13 protein-coding genes and 1 tRNA gene are annotated in these 18,092 nt (G+C 45.9%); 11 read left to right on the top strand and 3 right to left on the bottom strand.

Annotation, left to right across the window (positions count from 1 at the left end):
• Window positions 1-536 precede the first annotated feature (536 nt).
• The 5 genes from secA to ACRBG0_RS00470 all read left to right on the top strand — a co-directional run bounded on the left by secA (window position 537) and on the right by ACRBG0_RS00470 (window position 7,881).
• Window positions 537-3,872 (top strand): preprotein translocase subunit SecA, encoded by a 3,336-nt coding sequence (gene secA / locus ACRBG0_RS00450; protein WP_431484965.1) that lies wholly within the window; start codon window positions 537-539, stop codon window positions 3,870-3,872.
• A 295-nt stretch (window positions 3,873-4,167) separates the two neighbouring features.
• On the top strand, window positions 4,168-4,818 hold the full coding sequence (gene deoC, locus ACRBG0_RS00455; protein WP_431484966.1) for a deoxyribose-phosphate aldolase: 651 nt from the start codon (window positions 4,168-4,170) through the stop codon (window positions 4,816-4,818).
• Between the two features lie 66 nt (window positions 4,819-4,884).
• Window positions 4,885-5,283, top strand: coding sequence for an SPOR domain-containing protein (locus tag ACRBG0_RS00460; RefSeq protein WP_431484967.1), 399 nt, complete (start codon window positions 4,885-4,887; stop codon window positions 5,281-5,283).
• Window positions 5,284-5,374: 91 nt separating this feature from the next.
• Complete coding sequence (gene rodA / locus ACRBG0_RS00465; RefSeq protein ID WP_431484968.1) at window positions 5,375-6,826, top strand: rod shape-determining protein RodA; 1,452 nt, start codon at window positions 5,375-5,377, stop codon at window positions 6,824-6,826.
• Window positions 6,827-6,828: 2 nt separating this feature from the next.
• Window positions 6,829-7,881: a DUF1611 domain-containing protein gene (locus ACRBG0_RS00470; protein WP_431484969.1), complete on the top strand. Its 1,053-nt coding sequence runs from the start codon at window positions 6,829-6,831 to the stop codon at window positions 7,879-7,881.
• 62 nt (window positions 7,882-7,943) lie between these two features.
• Here the strand turns inward: ACRBG0_RS00470 and ACRBG0_RS00475 are convergent, their stop codons facing one another.
• Window positions 7,944-8,471, bottom strand: a complete 528-nt coding sequence (locus ACRBG0_RS00475) for a hypothetical protein (protein WP_431484970.1) — start codon at window positions 8,469-8,471, stop codon at window positions 7,944-7,946.
• Window positions 8,472-8,733: 262 nt separating this feature from the next.
• Between ACRBG0_RS00475 and recA the strand changes: the two genes are divergently transcribed.
• Window positions 8,734-9,780 (top strand): recombinase RecA, encoded by a 1,047-nt coding sequence (gene recA / locus ACRBG0_RS00480; RefSeq protein WP_431484971.1) that lies wholly within the window; start codon window positions 8,734-8,736, stop codon window positions 9,778-9,780.
• A gap of 269 nt (window positions 9,781-10,049) precedes the next feature.
• On the opposite strand, the gene ACRBG0_RS00485 is transcribed toward recA, so the two are convergent.
• The gene (locus tag ACRBG0_RS00485) at window positions 10,050-10,649 is read right to left on the bottom strand and encodes a hypothetical protein (protein WP_431484972.1); all 600 of its coding nucleotides are present in this window, start codon (window positions 10,647-10,649) and stop codon (window positions 10,050-10,052) included.
• A gap of 214 nt (window positions 10,650-10,863) precedes the next feature.
• Between ACRBG0_RS00485 and ACRBG0_RS00490 the strand changes: the two genes are divergently transcribed.
• From ACRBG0_RS00490 to ACRBG0_RS00510, 5 genes are all read left to right on the top strand, one after another.
• Window positions 10,864-11,901, top strand: a complete 1,038-nt coding sequence (locus ACRBG0_RS00490; RefSeq protein ID WP_431484973.1) for a nucleoid-associated protein — start codon at window positions 10,864-10,866, stop codon at window positions 11,899-11,901.
• Between the two features lie 184 nt (window positions 11,902-12,085).
• Window positions 12,086-13,822, top strand: coding sequence for a gliding motility-associated C-terminal domain-containing protein (locus tag ACRBG0_RS00495; protein WP_431484974.1), 1,737 nt, complete (start codon window positions 12,086-12,088; stop codon window positions 13,820-13,822).
• Between the two features lie 129 nt (window positions 13,823-13,951).
• A tRNA-Cys gene (locus tag ACRBG0_RS00500) sits at window positions 13,952-14,022 on the top strand.
• Window positions 14,023-14,409: 387 nt separating this feature from the next.
• Window positions 14,410-16,377, top strand: a complete 1,968-nt coding sequence (locus ACRBG0_RS00505) for a LodA/GoxA family CTQ-dependent oxidase (protein ID WP_431484975.1) — start codon at window positions 14,410-14,412, stop codon at window positions 16,375-16,377.
• Window positions 16,368-17,465, top strand: coding sequence for an NAD(P)/FAD-dependent oxidoreductase (locus tag ACRBG0_RS00510; RefSeq protein WP_431484976.1), 1,098 nt, complete (start codon window positions 16,368-16,370; stop codon window positions 17,463-17,465). The genes ACRBG0_RS00505 and ACRBG0_RS00510 overlap by 10 nt, the downstream gene beginning before the upstream one ends.
• Before the next feature lie 118 nt (window positions 17,466-17,583).
• On the opposite strand, the gene ACRBG0_RS00515 is transcribed toward ACRBG0_RS00510, so the two are convergent.
• Window positions 17,584-18,092, bottom strand: a 509-nt coding sequence (locus ACRBG0_RS00515; protein ID WP_431484977.1) for a PKD domain-containing protein, incomplete at its 5' end; no start/stop codon positions are given.

Raw genomic sequence — 18,092 nt, forward strand, 5'->3', positions numbered from 1 at the left:
AAGCTAAAATCAGTTCGCAAATACCCCAACAAGCTCTAAGCGAAGGTCGCTAAGTGATGCGTAGCGCGTGAGCGCGAAGCTCGGCGCAACGGAGTGAGCAGCAGCAAGGATGGCAGCGGTATGCAATGCGCAGCACTGCATGAGAGCGTACAGCCTGGCACCGAGGCAACGAAGGTGGCTGCCGAAATGAGGGTTAAAATCCTCTAGGTTCTGCAACAACGTCAGGCGAGGGTGACAATTTTCTGACATTATGGCGCGGTAATCGTTTTGGTATAATATCTGCATTAAAGGGGAATAAGCAAATGATTACCAAAAGCTGATCGTTTTAAAAAGCGATTAGTGTTATCTTTGCGTTTTTATTGAGTTGCCATTACATAGCGTGTACTTTAAGGAACAGCACAAAAATAAATTTAGCCGACGTTTTTTTTAATAGTTAATTAAGCGCCCCATTCTAAGCGTATTAGCTATTTGAAAAACCCAAAAGAAGGATCAATTTATTTTTTGCGCAATACGGACGAGTACCCAATACAAGATATATGTTTAAGAACATCACCTCCGGACTAAAGAATATGTTCGGAACGAAATACGACCGCGATGTGGCTATTTACCAGCCCATAGTGGAAGAGATTCACGAAGCCCATGAAGGACTGACCAAGCTATCAAACGATGAATTGCGTGCTAAGACCCAGGAGTTTAGGTCACGTATAGCTTCTTATCTCAGTGAGATTGATACGGAACTTGCGGAACTGAAGAAGGAGGCTGCTGAAGGTACTGACATTGAAGCCAAGGAGCAGCTCTTTAAGGAGATTGATGCTTTGTTGAAGCAACGTGACGAAGAGCAGGAGGTGATTCTGAAAGAAATTTTACCTGAGGCTTTTGCGGTAGTGAAAGAAACAGCTTATCGTTTTTCTAACAATGAAACGCTGCGAGTAACAGCTTCTGAGCATGACCGCAAGTTGGCTGGCAATAGCAAAAAAGGCTACGTCAGTCTGGAAGGTGAAGAGGCTGTTTGGAAGAATAACTGGCTGGCTGCTGGTGGAGAGATTACCTGGAATATGGTGCACTACGATGTGCAGCTGATTGGTGGTATGGTACTGCACGACGGTAAGATTGCGGAGATGCAGACGGGGGAAGGTAAGACCCTGGTAGCAACTCTGCCGGCGTATTTGAATGGTTTGTCGGGGAAAGGCGTACACGTTATTACGGTGAACGATTACCTCGCTCGTCGTGACTGTGAATGGATCGGGCCGATTATGGAATTTTTATTCCTGACCATCGACTGTATTGATAAGTATAAGCCTCATTCGCCAGAGCGTATTGCCGCTTATGGTTGTGATATAACCTACGGTACCAACAACGAATTTGGTTTTGATTACTTGCGTGACAACATGGTGCGCAACGCCAATGAACGCGTACAGGGCAAGCACCACTACGCAATGGTAGATGAGGTAGATTCGGTGTTGATTGATGATGCACGGACGCCTTTGATTATTTCTGGACCAGTACCCCAGGGAGCTGATGATCAGGAGTATATATCGCTAAAGCCTTTCGTGGAGCGGTTGCTCGGAGAGCAGCGCAAGATGGCTACAGAGTACTTGAACGAAGCGAAGAAAGCCTTTAAAGAAGGAAACCTTGGTAATGAAGAAGGACAGGCTGGGTTGGCGTTGTTACGCTCTTTCCGTGCACTGCCCAAGAACCGTCCATTGATTAAGTTTCTTAGCCAAGAAGGAGTGAGAGTGGTCTTGCAGAAGGCTGAGAACTTTTATATGCAGGAGCAGTCTAAGCACATGCACATTGCGGATGCCCCGCTACTGTTTACGATTGACGAAAAGAACCGCCAGGTAGAATTGACGGAGCGTGGCGTTGAGTACCTGTCTAAAGGTAAAGACGATCCTGGCTTTTTTGTGATGCCGGATATTGCGATGGAGATGGTAAACATCGATAAAGATGGTGCCTTGACTGACCAAGAAAAAGCGGATGCTAAAAACAAATTGGCGCAAGATTATTCGGTGAAATCCAAGCGGGTACACTCGATGAGCCAGTTGTTGAAAGCTTATACGCTTTTTGAGCGTGAAGAGGATTACATCGTGATGGACGGGCAGGTGAAAATTGTAGATGAACAGACCGGCCGGATGATGGAAGGTCGTCGTTACAGCGATGGATTGCACCAAGCCTTGGAGGCTAAAGAGAACGTAAAGGTGGGGGATGTAACCCAAACCTATGCTACGGTAACGCTACAGAACTATTTCCGGATGTACCACAAACTGTCGGGTATGACAGGTACGGCGGAAACGGAGGCGAGTGAATTGTGGGAAATCTACAAGCTGGATGTTGTGGTTATTCCTACCAACCGACCTATTCAGCGCGATGACCGCGAGGACATGGTATATAAAACGGAGCGGGAGAAGTTTAACGCTGTTGCGGAAGATATTGTAAAGCTGAGTGAAGCAGGGCGTCCGATATTGGTAGGTACAACTACGGTAGATGTGTCGGAAAAACTAAGCCGCTTGCTGAACATGCGTGGCATTAGCCATAATGTACTGAACGCCAAGCAGCACCAACGAGAAGCAGAAATTGTGGCCGAAGCGGGCCGCGCAGGTAATGTGACCATTGCGACCAACATGGCTGGACGTGGTACGGATATCAAGATCAATGATGCGGTGAAGGCTGCTGGTGGTCTGGCAATTATCGGTACGGAGCGTCACGATTCGCGGCGGGTTGATCGCCAGTTGCGAGGGCGTGCCGGACGTCAGGGAGATCCTGGTAGTTCACAGTTTTACATTTCGCTGGAAGATAAGCTGATGCGACTGTTTCAGTCGGAACGAATTGCTAAGTTAATGGATGGCATGGGCCATCAAGAAGGCGAGGTTATTCAGCACAAGATGGTGACCAAGTCGATAGAGCGTGCACAGAAAAAGGTGGAAGAAAACGCCTTCGGTGTGCGTAAGCGTCTTTTGGAGTATGATGATGTAATGAATATCCAGCGTGAGGCGATCTACAAAAAGCGTGATAATGCTTTGGAAGGAGAGCGCCTGAGTGTGGATTTGAATAATATGTTTGGCAGCTTAATAGATGAACTGGTGTACGCCCATAAAGAAGGTGGTTCGTTTGAAACCTTCGAGCGGGCGTGTGTATCTACCCTTGGTTTGGACCCCAAGATGGATGCTGCTGATTTTCAGGAACGGAAGGCCGAAGAGCTGGTAGAGATCGTAGAAGCGCAGTTTAAAGAATTCTACGAGCGTAAATACCTGAAGATTTCGGAAATGATCATGCCTCAAATCAAGCATGTTTACGAAACACAGAGCGATCGTTACAAGCGTATCTTGCTGCCCTTTACCGATGGTAGTACCCATCCGCTAAATGTAACTGCTGACCTGAAAGAAGCAGTGATGAGTGAGGGCAAATCCGTGGTTCGTGATATTGAGCAAGCAGTAACGCTGGCCATCATTGACGAAAAATGGAAGAACCATCTGCGCGGGATGGATGAGTTGAAGGATTCTTCACAAGCAGCTTCGTTTGAGCAAAAAGATCCTTTGGTTGTTTATAAAATGGAATCCTTTAAGTTATTTGAAGGGTTGATTTTAGAAATCAACGAATCGGTGACCAGTTATCTGGCAAAAGGTGGTTTGGCACTCAACCAGGACGTGCAGCAAGCCAAGGAACAGAAAACGAACCTGAAGGCCACTCGCACCAATAAAACGGCTGATGAAGGCGAACGGATGCAGCGTGCAGCTGCACAGAGCGCTGGGCAGGGTGGACGGAGACAGAAGCCAGAAACCTTCAAGCGAGAAGAGAAGAAGGTGAAGCGCAATGATCCTTGTCCTTGTGGAAGTGGTAAAAAGTACAAGCAGTGCCACGGACGTGGTGCATAATTGTTAATATGCCCTTGTTTTTAACAAGCTCCATTCTGGTAATCAGGGTGGAGCTTGTTGGTTTTAGATAGAAATAGCGAAAGTCAATAAATTTATTCTTCTACCTTAAAGCGTTGATGGCTAATAAATTGGGTGTTGAGGTATAAAAGGAACCTTTCTTCAATATTAAATATTTGTTTAATTGCGCTATCTTGCCTCTTAATAGTATGACTTTTATGTTTGCGAATTTAAATTCAGGTATCTAAAATGGAGCCGAATTTTCCGTAAACACCCCATGAATTAACCCCAGTTTTTGATGAACATCGCCTCTTTTATTGACCATACCGTGCTCAAACCGGATACGACGCTTGCGGAAATCAAACAGATTTGCCAAGAAGCGGTTGACTATAGCTTTGCAGCTGTATGTGTGCCTCCTTTTTACGTAGCCCAAGCGCGCCAAGCGCTAGATGGCAGCCCCGTTAAATTAGCTACGGTTATTGGTTTCCCTCTAGGTTATTCTGCTACTGTTGCCAAGGTTGAAGAAATTAAGCGGGCTATTGATGAAGGTGCTGATGAGTTTGATATCGTTATCAATATTGCAGCCGCTAAAAATGGCAACTGGAGTTTTGTACGCAACGATATCGACCGGATGCTCACCGCTTGCCATCTACGCGCCAAGCAGATCAAAGTAATCATAGAAACGGCTTTACTGACCGAGTCGGAAATACTGGAGGTCTGTAAAATCTGTAATGATCTCGTGCCCGATTACGTAAAAACATCAACGGGCTTCAATGGAGCGGGGGCTACTCCCGAGGTTATTCGTCTTTTGCGGTCTACGCTAAAAAAAGAGATCAAGATCAAGGCCTCCGGAGGTATCCGCACACTGGAAGATGCCAAGGCATTGATAGCGGCTGGTGCAGACCGGCTAGGAGCTTCCAGAGGCGTAGCAATTGTGGGCGAAGAATAAGTAAAGTTTCTTCCTTATCTTTGTCTGGTTGCTTTGTATTTGGTAAAAATCAATCGGACATTCCTTATGAAAAAATATCTTTTCCTCCTGCCGTTAATGGTGTTCAGTTGCTTCCTCATGGGGCAAAGTGTTCAGGTAAAAATGGATCCTATCATCGGAGATATGCTGGATCAGTATACGGCCGTGAATCAGTCACAGAATACGGTCTCCGGTTGGAGAGTGCAGATTTTAGCAACAACCAGTCGTGAGCGACTGGAAAGTGTTCAGCAATCCTTTCGTTATCATTATCCCAATATTCCTGTAGACTGGGAGCACAGCCGCCCTTACTACAAGTTGCAAGCGGGGGCTTTTCGTACCAAGCGCGATGCGCTGCGGTTGAAGTATATCCTTAGTCGTGAATACGAAGGGCTGTACCTGGTTCGAGACGATGCTATCGCCAAGGGCGAGCTACTGAATTACTATTAGAGACAGCACAAAATACTTAGCATTAAGTAAGCCGGTTTCTATTACTTGACACGCTCTACCTTCTTACCTTATACTCTTCACAGCAAAGACCATGTCCGATAATCGGCAAACGTATTTACTGAATATTGATTACATCACGTTCTGTTTCTACCTGGCACTGGTGGGGATAGGAGGGATTTTTATTTATTCAGTAGATGTACAGCAGTCGGGCGCGCCAGAGAATTTGGCAGATTTTCTCTTCCATATGCAGTCGGGCAAGCAGGTTTTGTGGATCATTATTTGCCTACTGGTCTTTTCATTTATCTTTTTCTTTCTCGATTACAAATTTTGGCAAACCTTCGCTTATTTGATTTATGGCGGAGGGATAGCCAGCTTGGTGCTGGTGGTGCTGATAGGTACGACGATTAAGGGAGCGACCTCTTGGTTTACTTTTGGAGGTTTTTCTTTTCAACCATCTGAATTGGCCAAATTTGGTACTTGCCTGGGGGTAGCAGCCTACCTGGGGCATTGGAGTATTGATCTACGTAATACCCGACAAGCGATTCAGGTGGCAGGATTATTTATATTGCCAGCGGGCTTGGTGCTTTTACAGCCAGATGCGGGTTCTGCGCTGGTCTTCATGTCGTTTTTTATCGTAATGTTCCGAGAAGGGCTTAACCCTCTGCTTTATGTTATCGGAATTGTGGGTGGAGTAACCTTTGTTTTAAGTATTTTAGTACCTCCTCTGGTGATGATTTTGTTGTTGGCTTGGGTGGTCGTTATGATCTACATTTTATATGAGAAGGAACAAGGTTTACTTTGGTTCGGTGGCCTGTTATTATTTGGTGTACTCCTGATATTTGGCTATCGGGAAGGTTACGGAACATACAGCCTGGGGGCTGCACTCCTTGCCTTGATAGCGATGACTTATCGACAGTACCTGAACTTTAGAACCAAGATTATACCAGTGATGATGGCTGGGTTTTTACTCACTGGCGGTTTGGCGGTTGGTAGTAACTATGTCTTTAATAATGTACTACAACCCCACCAGCAGCAACGTATTGATGTTTGGTTACGCCCCGCAGAAGCGAAAAAACGGAATAAAGACTCGGTGATGAACCTCGAAAATTCGATGCTAGCTATTGGAGCAGGAGGGATCACTGGGCGAGGGATTTTCTCTGGGCGAATGACTCAAGGGCGATGGGTGCCGGAACAGGACACAGATTTTATCTTTTGTACAATTGGGGAAGAACAGGGCTTTTTGGGTTCAGCAGCAGTAGTGGGACTGTATTTATTACTCATCTTGAGAATAGTCATGCTTGCCGAACGCCAGCGTACTGCTTTTAGCCGTATCTATGCCTACGGTGTCGCAGGAATCCTTTTCGTTCACGTTGTCGTTAATATAGGCATGACGATTGGACTGGTGCCGATTATAGGTATCCCTTTGCCGTTTCTTAGTAAAGGAGGTTCCAGTTTACTTGGATTTACCATCATGATAGCCGTACTTCTTAAACTCGATAAGCATCGGGGTAGGATAAAGAAGAATGCTATTGTAAATTTCTGATTATGCAACAAGCTATTGTACTCACCAACGGGATGTTGGTTTCTTCCAATGCCAAAACCTGCCATGGACTTCTCCGTGGTAGTGAACGTTTCAAAATTCTAGCAGTTATTGACGAAGCTTTCGCTGGACAGGATGCCGGTGAGGTACTGGATGGCAAAGTGCGCAATATCCCGGTGGTAGCTTCCGTAGCGGCATATTTTGCTCAGGAAGGTGCTGTGCAACCTGATGCTTGTATCGTTGGGGTAGCACTCACCGGAGGGCGTTTGCCTGAAGATTTTCGTGCCGCGCTGCTAGAAGCCGCAGGGCGTGGCTGTAACTTGGTGAATGGTTTGCATACTTTCCTGAGTGATGATCCTGATTTTCAACAAGTAGCTGCAGCTAAAGGGATCGAGTTGGTAGATATTCGCAAACCTCGATCACGGGAAGTACTACAATTTTGGACAGGTGATATTTATTCTGTAAAAGCTCCTATCGTAGCTGTATTGGGTACTGACTGTGCCCTGGGTAAGCGTACCACTACCCGCTGGATGATGGAAGCCCTTCGTGCTAAGGGTAAAAGCGCAGAAATGATTTACACGGGCCAAACAGGCTGGCTACAAGGTTCCCCCTACGGCTTTGTGTTTGACAGTACGGTCAATGATTTTATCGGTGGCGAATTGGAAAAAGCGGTGCTGAACTGTGCTCGCGAGGCCAATCCTGATTATATTTTGTTAGAGGGCCAATCATCGCTCCGCAACCCTAGCGGCCCTTGTGGTAGTGAATACCTGCTGAGCGCTAATGCTAAAGCAGTTGTATTACAACATGCGCCTGGACGAGAGCACTTTGAAGGCAGTGATGTGGCCATCGGTTCCATCCAAAAAGACATTGACCTTATCCGACTTTATGGTTCAGAGGTTATCGCTATTACCCTTAATGGTGAAGAACTGACAGCTGGCGAATTGGTTGCTGCACAGGAATCCCTCCGCAAAGAAACCGGTCTGCCGGTAATAAGACCATTGGAGGAAGGAGTAGGAGAAGCCGTTGCTGCACTTGAAGAGTGGGCTGCCAAACAATAAGAAACAGTCATCCCCGCAGAAGAGGGATGACTGTTGACAAACAAAGTAGATAGTGATTGCTGTTATTCTGTAACCTCCTCTTCTATTTGCTGAGGCAATTCTCTGGGATTAATTAAGTCACCCTCTGTTGTTAGCCAAAAACTAAGCTTTTGGCCCCCTTTGCGCAGGCTGATATGGAATGCTTCCCAATCATTGTGTAATGATCCCACTAGTGCAGCGCCCGTAGGAGTGTAGCCAGCATAATCCGTATTAAGTGTTTGAACAATAGCAGGAGGAAGTGCCTGGGGCCGGTAATTGGTATAAGTTGATATTCCTTGTCCATCAGCCAGGTAACGGGCACGGGTATTTTTGCCCTGGTTGTTGAAAACAGCCAGGTAGTTTACAGGAGCAGTGCGTGAACCTTGGTACGTTTGCATTTTCCATTGGCGGACAATCATACCTGGGAAATGTTGTTCCTGGCTTGTTTTTACTGCTTCGGGTACTTCGCTGGCTTCTACGAGTGTTACGCTGGCTTTTGCACTGAATTGCTGAGCCTGTAAACCATTTACTGCAAATAAGCAGAACGCTAAAAGAGAGAAATAAAATTTCATGATAATTAAGGTTTTAAAATGATGAAGTTGTTATTTACTTCGGTGAATAAATAGTTGAATTGCCAGCAAATGTATGAGTAGAGTAAAGGCCTCACTATTTTATTCAACCGCAGGTAGGAAGACTTCAACAAATGGTTTTTTTCGTGTGATGTTGGAAAATTATTTGGCGGATAACAATTTGTTGTTTATATTTGCTATCGAAATAAACAAATATTTGAAATAGTCGGAAGGTTTTTTGTCTACTTCCGTTAAACAGCAGCATATGGCTAACGATAAAGATGCTAAACTGAAAGCACTAAAAGCGACAATGGATCGCTTGGATAAAACTTACGGTAAGGGCACTATTATGTTCATGGGCGATTCTAAGGTGGCGGATATTGAAGCCATTCCTTCGGGGTCTTTAGGTTTAGATATTGCCTTGGGTATAGGTGGTTTTCCACGAGGTCGTGTCGTAGAAATTTACGGACCGGAATCATCAGGTAAGACGACGTTAGCCATACATGCGATAGCGGAATGTCAGAAGTTAGGTGGTATTGCTGCCTTTGTGGATGCAGAACACGCTTTTGATCGCTACTATGCGAAGAGCCTTGGGGTAGATACAGAAAACTTACTGATCTCTCAGCCAGATAATGGAGAGCAAGCTTTGGAGATTACGGAAAACCTTATCCGCTCTGGAGCAATCGACATTATCGTTATTGACTCGGTTGCGGCATTGGTGCCTCGTTCAGAGATTGAAGGCGAAATGGGGGATAGTAAGATGGGCTTACAGGCTCGTCTGATGTCACAAGCCATGCGTAAGCTTACAGGTACGATTGGTCGTACAGGATGTTGCTGCATTTTCATCAACCAATTGCGTGAAAAAATTGGGGTGATGTTCGGTAATCCTGAAACAACAACCGGTGGTAATGCTTTGAAGTTTTACGCCTCGATGCGTTTAGATATCCGCCGTTCCGGTGCTGGTATCAAAGACAAAGAGAATACCGTAATGGGTAATCATGTGAAAGTGAAAGTGGTCAAGAACAAATTGGCACCTCCTTTCCGGATAGCCGAGTTTGATATCATGTTTGGAGAAGGTATCTCTAAGGTCGGTGAAATCGTTGACCTCGGAGTAGACCAAGACATTATCCAAAAGAGTGGAGCTTGGTATGCCTACGGTGATGCCAAAATCGCTCAGGGACGAGAAGCTGCCAAACAGTTTTTACTGGATAACCCGGAAGTAGCTCTTGAGATCGAGCAAAAGATCAAAATTGCGATTATGGGCAGTAAGGAAGAAGAAGAGGAACAAACACCTGCTGCAGCAGGAAAGTAAACTTTCTCTGAAACAGTTTTCAGAGAATGAAATAATGTAGCATCGGCAAAAGCCGGTTTTACCAGATAATAAAAGCCATTTCTCATCCCGCTTGACAGTAGGGGTGTAGAAATGGCTTTTTTGTGCTACACTTTAGCGGTATCTCGATAAGTGAGTATCGTTATGGAAAGGTTCTTAGTTTTTATAGGTGAATGGAGTGTATCACTATAAATGACGGGGAATAACTAGCAGACTAGCCTTGGAATACGTATACAACCATTCAACCAAATCTACTTCCACTCAAAAGTCTCAATCAAGTGCAATACATCCTCTCGTACAAAGTCGATGACAGGACCAAGAGAATCGGCTTTAACTTGTGTATTAAAGTAGAGAGCACCACGGACAAAATGCTGCGTGCTGTCTGTTAGGAAAAATTGAAAAGGGCTGGCTGCAGGGCCATCAATGTCAAAGGCGATACCGCTGACACCGTTAGATGTTTTTATGATGAGTTCATCAATGAAGTTGGCACGTTTGTTATGCCAATCGGCCATGCTGAAAGCCTCTTGTCGGAGTGCTTCCAGGTTGTTAGTTGGTTGACTTAGATCAACATACGTGAAATGTACCCGCCCATCAAACGAAGGATAGTAGACATCAAACCAACAATCATCAGGAGGCATTTCTTCGAAGAATTTGGTGTCCTGCTGAATTTGGGCGTATACCGGGTATTCAAAAGTAAAATTGCAATAATCCTCGGTGAAATTGCGAAACGCTTTTTCCGGAAAATCTACTCTGGGGTAAGATCGTGGCTTGGGCGTGTAAATCGGATCATTACAGCTATACCACGTGAGGGCTAAGAGGATAAGGCTAAAAAGTAGACTGAATTTACGCATTGCGGGACGAGAATTTTAATTGCAAAGATGCAACTTTATCTAAGACAGCTTTGGGTACCTGTTTAAGGTAGCCTCTGCTATTAATCGACAAAAAAACTTCCTATTCAGGAGAGATATTATGTGAGTCTTATTCTTTCTGACAGGATAATTTTGCTAAACCATGAGATGTGCAGGATAAAGACTTATTTTTGTGTCAATATTAAAGACCATTTAGATGACGATGACACTTCACCAATTAGCCATTCACGAATTGGTAAAAAATGCTGATAGTAACGAAGCGGAATTGCGGTTAAGCGATAACCTCTTATTAATTGACGAAAAGGCAGAAGAACTGATTGGTAAGCTGAATAAAACCTTTATCCAGAAAAACGAAGTACTTAATGGTCATCTAGCGGCACCAGAAGATGCGCTCTTCCCCGGTTATTTTCACTTGCTGGAAGAAGATAAGTTTTCAGCGGAAGCCTTTTTGCAGTTTTCTCGTGACAGTATGCAGGCACTACAATTGAGTTTGCAGGGTATCGTAGGTGCCAAGGGAGGCTACCTTGTTTATGCTTTTTACAGTACTGGCGAAGGCGCTCATGAACAACACCTGCTAGGAATCTTCTTGGTAAGAGATACCAATGGACTGGTCTTCACAACAGGTAGTAGTGGTAGTTTTCAATTAAACCCTTCTACTTATTTGGATATTGACCGGATGGCCCTGGCTTGCCGAATAATTCTAAGAAAGGGGGAGGGGAGTGAGCGGCCTCATCTAGAGGTGATCAAGCATGCCCGTACACAAAAAGAGATTTCAGATTATTTTCTTAGCTGGCTGGGAATAGAAGAATCGGTTTCGAATAAAGAGCTAACTCACCATTTTCTAGAAGCCGTTGCGGCAGTTCCTCTGCCTGTCGATGAAGAAACGGGTGCACAGATGGAGACGGGCGTATTTCGAGAGCAATTGGCTAATTTTGCTATGAAAAGCCCAGGTAAGGTGATCAATATTCCTGCCTTTGAAGAAAAATTCTACGGCGAAGAAAAACCTATTCAGGCTTACCTGTCAGAGCAGGAAGTCAACATACAAGATGAATTTCGCTTTGACCGACAGGCCGTCAGGGAATATAATTTCCATAAGTTTAAAGGTCAGGGTTTATATTTTGGATGTAAGCACGCCTTTCTTTTATCCGGAGAAGTGAGGGTAGAAGGGGAGCAGGTGATCATTGATAACCCTGAATTGGCGGAACAAATTATGGCCATTATTCATGACCTTTAACAAAGGTACTGTCTGTGAATTTGCCAATAACTTTCTTGCGATTACGTTGTTAAATATACGAACCTTACCGATTACCTGTCCGGGGCGACCAGTGGCTCATCGGCGATTATTAACTGCTGGTCTTCGGGTATATTTGTGCCCCAGTAGGTGAATAATGCACCTGCAGAATTGATATTTGTAGACCATGAACAGTATATTTCTTCGTTTTTACATCCTCCTTATTGTTGCGGCTTCTCCTTTTGCAGGAACGACCCAAATACTAGCACCCAACTTACAATGTGTAGTGAATGACTCCCTCTTCTGGGAGCCAGCAACTAATACTTGTGGCCCTTTTGTCTCCTACGAAGTTTTTGGAAGCACGCAGGCCGATGGGCCTTATAGCTTACTTTCAACGATTACCGACCCTGCACAGACGGTTTACTTCCATAGTACGGCCAATAATCAAGTGTGGTATTACTACCTCACCAGCCCACACAATTGTCCTGGCGAGCAGTTGATGACTTCGGATACCTTAGATAATCTGATTCCGTTACCTGGCCCATTGGAATACGTGAGTGTTATTAATGGAAATGTAGAAATTAGTTGGACACCAAGCCCCTCGCCAGAAACAATAGGCTATATCATCAGTAGAAACACGGCAATGGGTACGACCATCCTTGATACCGTATACAATGGGACATTCTATTTAGATATCACGGCTACTCCTGATCTCCAGTCTGAAACTTATTTTGTGGTAGCTTTAGATGCCTGTGGTAATAAGTCGTTGGTGCCTTCGCAACATCAAACTATTTTGATGGGATTTACCCCTCCTGATGCTTGTGATGCTGGTTTGACGATCAACTGGAGTGCCTACCAAAATTGGGGAGATGGTGTAGATCACTATGAGATTTTTGTAGGTGTGAATGGGGGATTACCCGTTTTAGAAGGGACAGTGGCAGGAACCCAAACTAATTTTGTTTACAATGGAGGTAATGATGGCGAAGAACTCTGCTTTTTTGTTGAAGCAGTAGAGGCTACGACTGATTTTCGCTCCCGCTCAAATGTCCATTGTTCGACGATAAGCATCTTACAGCCTATTCGTGAGATTGACCTGTTGGGAGCGTCCGTAAATGCAGATGGTTCAGTGAGCCTGGAATGGTTATGGGATCCGACGGCTTTACTGACGGAAGCTTTCCAGGAAAGCGCCCGTGTCAATGATGATGTAATTGTCGTAGCACCTCTACCGTTAAGTACACCTTTGGTAAATGATAACCTTCTTCAGGATGTCACTGCCGATGCCCAAAACGCGGCTTACTTTTACCGTATTAGTGCGACGGATGAATGTGGAAACATGATTGTTTCCAATGAAAGCACGACGCCTTTCCTACGTGGTGACGCCCTCACGAATGGCAACCGATTGAACTGGGATGCCTATACGCACAATTTGGCCACCGATATCATCTATGAGTTGGTAAAGGTGGAAGGAACATTGGAGACGACGGTCTTCACAGGTACTAGCACTGATTTGCAATATCTTGACCCTCAAAGCCAGCAAGTTGGTGGGGAGGGAAGCTGTTACTTTCTGCGGGTAAACGTTACTTACGAATTGTCGACAGGAGAAGAGCTTAGCAGGGCAATAACCTCTAATACCGTTTGCATCATCCCTGCTCCTAAAGTATATGTACCCAATATTTTTGCCCCCGAAGGCGTAAATTCTACATTCCGTCCGCAGTTGTCTTTTGGAACGCTGGCAGAATACGAGCTACAAATTTTTGATCGTTGGGGAGGACAAGTCTTCCAGAGCAACAGCATAGATAAAGGCTGGGATGGCAGAAGAGAAGGAGAGTTAATGCCAATGGGCGTTTATCTCTACTACATTCAAATGACTCCTAACGGGGGGACACCTATCGAGTTAAGTGGCGACGTTATGCTGCTCCGATAGATTTGGGCAAGAGGTATTTTAAACGAAGACGGAACTTTTTTTGCAAAAAAGCGTATTATTATAACGAAAGCTTTATATTTGCGTTCCCTTCGAAGAACATCTCTTTTTTAGCGTTGTTTTAGAAGAAATGGTTGCGTGGCCGAGTGGCTAGGCAAAGGTCTGCAAAACCTTGTACAGCGGTTCGAATCCGCTCGCAACCTCAATCATTAAGCACAACTTACCATCACGGTTTGTTGTGCTTTTTTCGTTTTAGCTGGACTTTACTGGGATGTTGAAAAACAAACTACAAAAAGGTGCTTAAGGAAAAAACTTAGGTTCCTTTGGTGGTTCAAGTCTCATCATGTCGAGTGAAATCATGAGTTTACCCTAGCAAATATCCCCTTCTTCTAATTCCTTGCAATCTCTTTTTGGGTTCAAAAACCACCTCAAGCGTCTGGGCTGTTTAAATTCGTTGTCGATTTTTTGCAAAAAGATATCTATCTTAGGTCATCATTTTTTTCTCCCCTTAAAAATGTAGTGTTTGTTTTTGGTGTACACCAGCGGGTACACTTTATTGTATTTTACACCTTATTATAACTCATATTCAAATGGATTTTAAAAAAATACACACGGTGGCCATTTATCCGGCTATCGGCATTGCGAGGGTAGGAAACGCCCCTGACGAATATTTCGTAGGACCTACCATTCCTGGGCAGACAGCCAAAGACAAGGATGATTTTAGAGACGAGCAAGGCCGGATCAAACGTCAGGCTGCAAAGTTTTTCGTTTACGGCCTTGATAAGGATGGAAACTTCCTGGGCGAACTGAACGAGGACCACGGCGTGAAGATTGATTGGCGGGTAGACGTCGCCAATAAGAAAGCTTCTTGGTATAATTTTGATATTGCTCTTGATACCCCCACTGCTAAAGGAGAATACGACGAAAGCGGCAATCCTACCCCTGGTGGTCCTGAGGTACTAAGCTTACGTAGAAATCCGGAATATGAATGCGAAGATCGTAAGCAACTGATGATCGAAGCACGCGCTCAGCACATCACTGGCCGTAATACGAACCCAGAGGGAGCGCGTTACCATTTTAAAGGGACGATTGGGCATCTCGAAAAAGAAGTTTATTTGGGCGAGTTACGTACCGATGAACAGGGGCGACTTCTCTTTTTAGGAGGCTTGGGTAAGTCGGATTCCTTTCGGGAAAAACCTGCGCCATTGACGACCTTTGCCAACAACCAAGGCTGGCACGACGATACTTCTGATGGCCCTGTAGATGCTAAAGTGACCTTGCCTGGTGGTAAGGAATTCAAGGCCAAAGGAGCTTGGGTGCTTACTGCTCCGCCAAATTATGCAGTAGGGGTACAGGCATTTTCTACGGGTTACGAACTCTTGGAGGATGTAGCAAGCCAAATACACCCTGGTGTGAAAAAAGATTGCCCTTCTTTTTATACTGATATTTATCCTACCCTCAAGCAATTGACGGAGAACCAATGGGTGAACGCAGGCGTAAGCCGTGACTTTGGTTGGGGCAGCGCCTATGATTTTGAAAGCGAGCAAGTGATCGAACGTTTGCTGGATGCCAGCGATAAAAACCGCCCCTTCCGGCAAGTCATTTTTGAATCATTCCGTAATCCGGCTTACAAGAAACTAGAACCAGCAGCTTGGCCACCACTTTACGGCGACGGTGTGACATTTAATATCAAATCCAAGAACCCGCGTGCTTGGTTTGCTATCACTCAGCTGAAATACGATTACCTGGAACAATGGGCCCAAGGGAATTTTGTAGTAGAACCTCGACCACGCCACCGCAAGTGGGAAGAAATGACGCCGGCGGAACAAGCCAATGGCCTCACGGAAGCTGCGTTGGAAGAAACCTTAGGTGGCCCCTTTCACCCTGGTTGTGAATTCACATGGCCCATGCGGCATGCTATTATGTACAGTGGTGATGATCCTTTCCGTATCAAGCGCCGGAAAACACCTAAAGAAGATTTTGGATATGCTATAAGTAACAGCGTAATTCGTGAACCGAATGGCCCACTAGATGGCAGCTCACCGGGAGATCTGACCAAATGGATGGCAGTACCTTGGCAGTCGGATACCTCTAGTTGCCTGTCTGCATATCGGACTTATGCGGGAGAATACCTGCCGACCTTCTGGCCTGCACGTGTGCCCAATGACGTACTTTCGGAAGATGATTTTGCGACCTTGAACGATCAAGAAAGCAGCGTTGATGATAAATTCACAGCCTTCGGTCCCGCTAACCGGAAAAAGTGGTTGCGAGGTTTTATTTACAATGAAGATGGAACAATGAAGCCTGGAGGTAGCTCTATCGCTGACCGTATGAAGGGGGTAACCAAATTTACGGAAGAGTGGTATAAAATTGGGATTATCCTTAAGCGCGAGCTAGATGCTGATGATCAGTTGTTTCCTAAAGAAGTATGGGTAGAAACAGGCCGATCGGTAAAAGAAGAGCCGCAGCTTATGGGCAGTAGATCGTTGGATGCTACTCCATCTACTGACAATGAGAGACCAGACTGGGTAGATATGAATCCCCGTAAATGGCGATAACAGCTTTTAAAATACTGATTATTGGTGCCGGACCGGCGGGTACAGCAGCAGCCATCTTCGCTTCCCGGCAAGGGTGGGAGGTGAGCCTGCTCGACCGCCGGTCTGACTTGTTTGTAGCGGAACAAACTCAACCGAAAGTAGGGGAGAGCCTGCCTCCATCTATTCAGCCTTTACTCCTGGATTTAGCTATTTGGGAGGACTTTCAGAAGGCCCTTCACTTACCCACCTATGGTATTAAATCCCGTTGGGGAAGTGACAAGGTTGTTCATCGTGATTATCTGGTGCATCCGTTGGGGCATGGTTGGCACCTGGATCGGCAGGTATTTGAACAACAATTGGTACGAAAAGCTATCGATTCAGGGGCCACGCTTCTTAGCGGGGCGATAATTCAAGAAGCAAATTTTGATGCAAACAAATGGCACGTTACTTGGCAGGTAGCGAACGAGCAACAGGCGCAAAAAACATTTGACTTTATTATCGACGCCAGTGGCCGAAATGCTTGGTTGGCCCGTCGGCAAGGCATCGACCGCTTGTATGAGCACCAGCAACTCGCCTTAATCCGCTTTCTGAAAACTCCCCCTGATTTCTCGGATAGCACCGGGTTAATTGAAACTACGCCCAATGGCTGGTGGTATACTGCATTAATACCTGGCGACCGCTTATCCACGGCTTTTTTCTGTCGCCCCGGAAAAGAAACTAGACAAGCGTGGGGTACCGAGGCGGGCTGGGAGGCACTTTACGCGAATGCACCATCTACCGCGGCGCGGATAGCAAAGACCAACGGTGTATTAACTTCCCCGCGCTTTGTCGCAGCAGACAGCAGCCGATTAGAGAGCTTTTACGGGCCTGGTTGGGTGGCGATCGGAGATGCTGCACTCACCCTCGACCCCGTCTCCTCACACGGAATCACCATGGCCCTGGTGACCGCCCGCGATGCCATAAAGGCTATTCGGGGAAAACAAGATGGTCTAGCAGATGCTTTTGCCAGCTATGATGCAGTGCTCACCGCTACTTTTTACCAATACGCTCAACAACGGATGCAATTGTACCAAAGCGAGCGACGGTTCCCTGGTAGTAGCTATTGGTGATCTCTTCGGTTAAATTCGTGAATTTAACTTGTTAGAAATTCCATCTTTTATGCCCTTGTGGTTCTTTGTATAGTTTAGAAACCCCCTTAGGTGGTGCCTTTGGTAGTTCAAAGCAAAATCACCCCTTCACCACCTTACCGCTAGCCAGCTGCTGCGCACCATCCCACACCTCGTAGAGGTAGATGCCGCTGGGCCAGTTTGTTCCATCCACCGTGTTCCAGCCGTGGAAGAAGCGTTGCTGGTGGATGCGCTGCCCCGCCAGGGTATAGTACGTGACGACTGCGTGCCGAGGATAATAATCATGCAGCACCACCGAAAACTGATCGGGGAATGGGTTGGGGAAGGTCTGTACCTCCACCTCCACCACGGGGGCTTGCGTACCCACAGTGCCTACCTGCAAAGTCTGACAGTAAGTGTGGCTCCCATTGTCGTTGCTGACAGTAAGGCACACCTCGTAGGTGCCGTCTTGCAGATAAGTATGCACAGGCGAGGTATCCTGACTCATGCCGCCATCCCCGAAATCCCAGGCCCACAGGGCGGGCTCGTAAGCGCTGAGGTCCTGAAAATAAAAGCCCAGGTAGTCGCTGGTATCCTGATCGGTACGGAAATTGGCGAGGGGGAAGTTGT

This window comes from Lewinella sp., from assembly GCF_050633125.1.
GTDB lineage: Bacteria > Bacteroidota > Bacteroidia > Chitinophagales > Saprospiraceae > Lewinella.

What these genes read in the sequence shown, in the direction of transcription:
- secA (WP_431484965.1), top strand. Translation starts at nt 537, where the DNA reads ATGTTTAAGAACATCACCTCCGGACTAAAGAATATGTTCGGAACGAAA.
- deoC (WP_431484966.1), top strand. Translation starts at nt 4,168, where the DNA reads ATGAACATCGCCTCTTTTATTGACCATACCGTGCTCAAACCGGATACG.
- ACRBG0_RS00460 (WP_431484967.1), top strand. Translation starts at nt 4,885, where the DNA reads ATGAAAAAATATCTTTTCCTCCTGCCGTTAATGGTGTTCAGTTGCTTC.
- rodA (WP_431484968.1), top strand. Translation starts at nt 5,375, where the DNA reads ATGTCCGATAATCGGCAAACGTATTTACTGAATATTGATTACATCACG.
- ACRBG0_RS00470 (WP_431484969.1), top strand. Translation starts at nt 6,829, where the DNA reads ATGCAACAAGCTATTGTACTCACCAACGGGATGTTGGTTTCTTCCAAT.
- ACRBG0_RS00475 (WP_431484970.1), bottom strand. Translation starts at nt 8,471, where the DNA reads ATGAAATTTTATTTCTCTCTTTTAGCGTTCTGCTTATTTGCAGTAAAT.
- recA (WP_431484971.1), top strand. Translation starts at nt 8,734, where the DNA reads ATGGCTAACGATAAAGATGCTAAACTGAAAGCACTAAAAGCGACAATG.
- ACRBG0_RS00485 (WP_431484972.1), bottom strand. Translation starts at nt 10,649, where the DNA reads ATGCGTAAATTCAGTCTACTTTTTAGCCTTATCCTCTTAGCCCTCACG.
- ACRBG0_RS00490 (WP_431484973.1), top strand. Translation starts at nt 10,864, where the DNA reads ATGACGATGACACTTCACCAATTAGCCATTCACGAATTGGTAAAAAAT.
- ACRBG0_RS00495 (WP_431484974.1), top strand. Translation starts at nt 12,086, where the DNA reads ATGAACAGTATATTTCTTCGTTTTTACATCCTCCTTATTGTTGCGGCT.
- ACRBG0_RS00505 (WP_431484975.1), top strand. Translation starts at nt 14,410, where the DNA reads ATGGATTTTAAAAAAATACACACGGTGGCCATTTATCCGGCTATCGGC.
- ACRBG0_RS00510 (WP_431484976.1), top strand. Translation starts at nt 16,368, where the DNA reads ATGGCGATAACAGCTTTTAAAATACTGATTATTGGTGCCGGACCGGCG.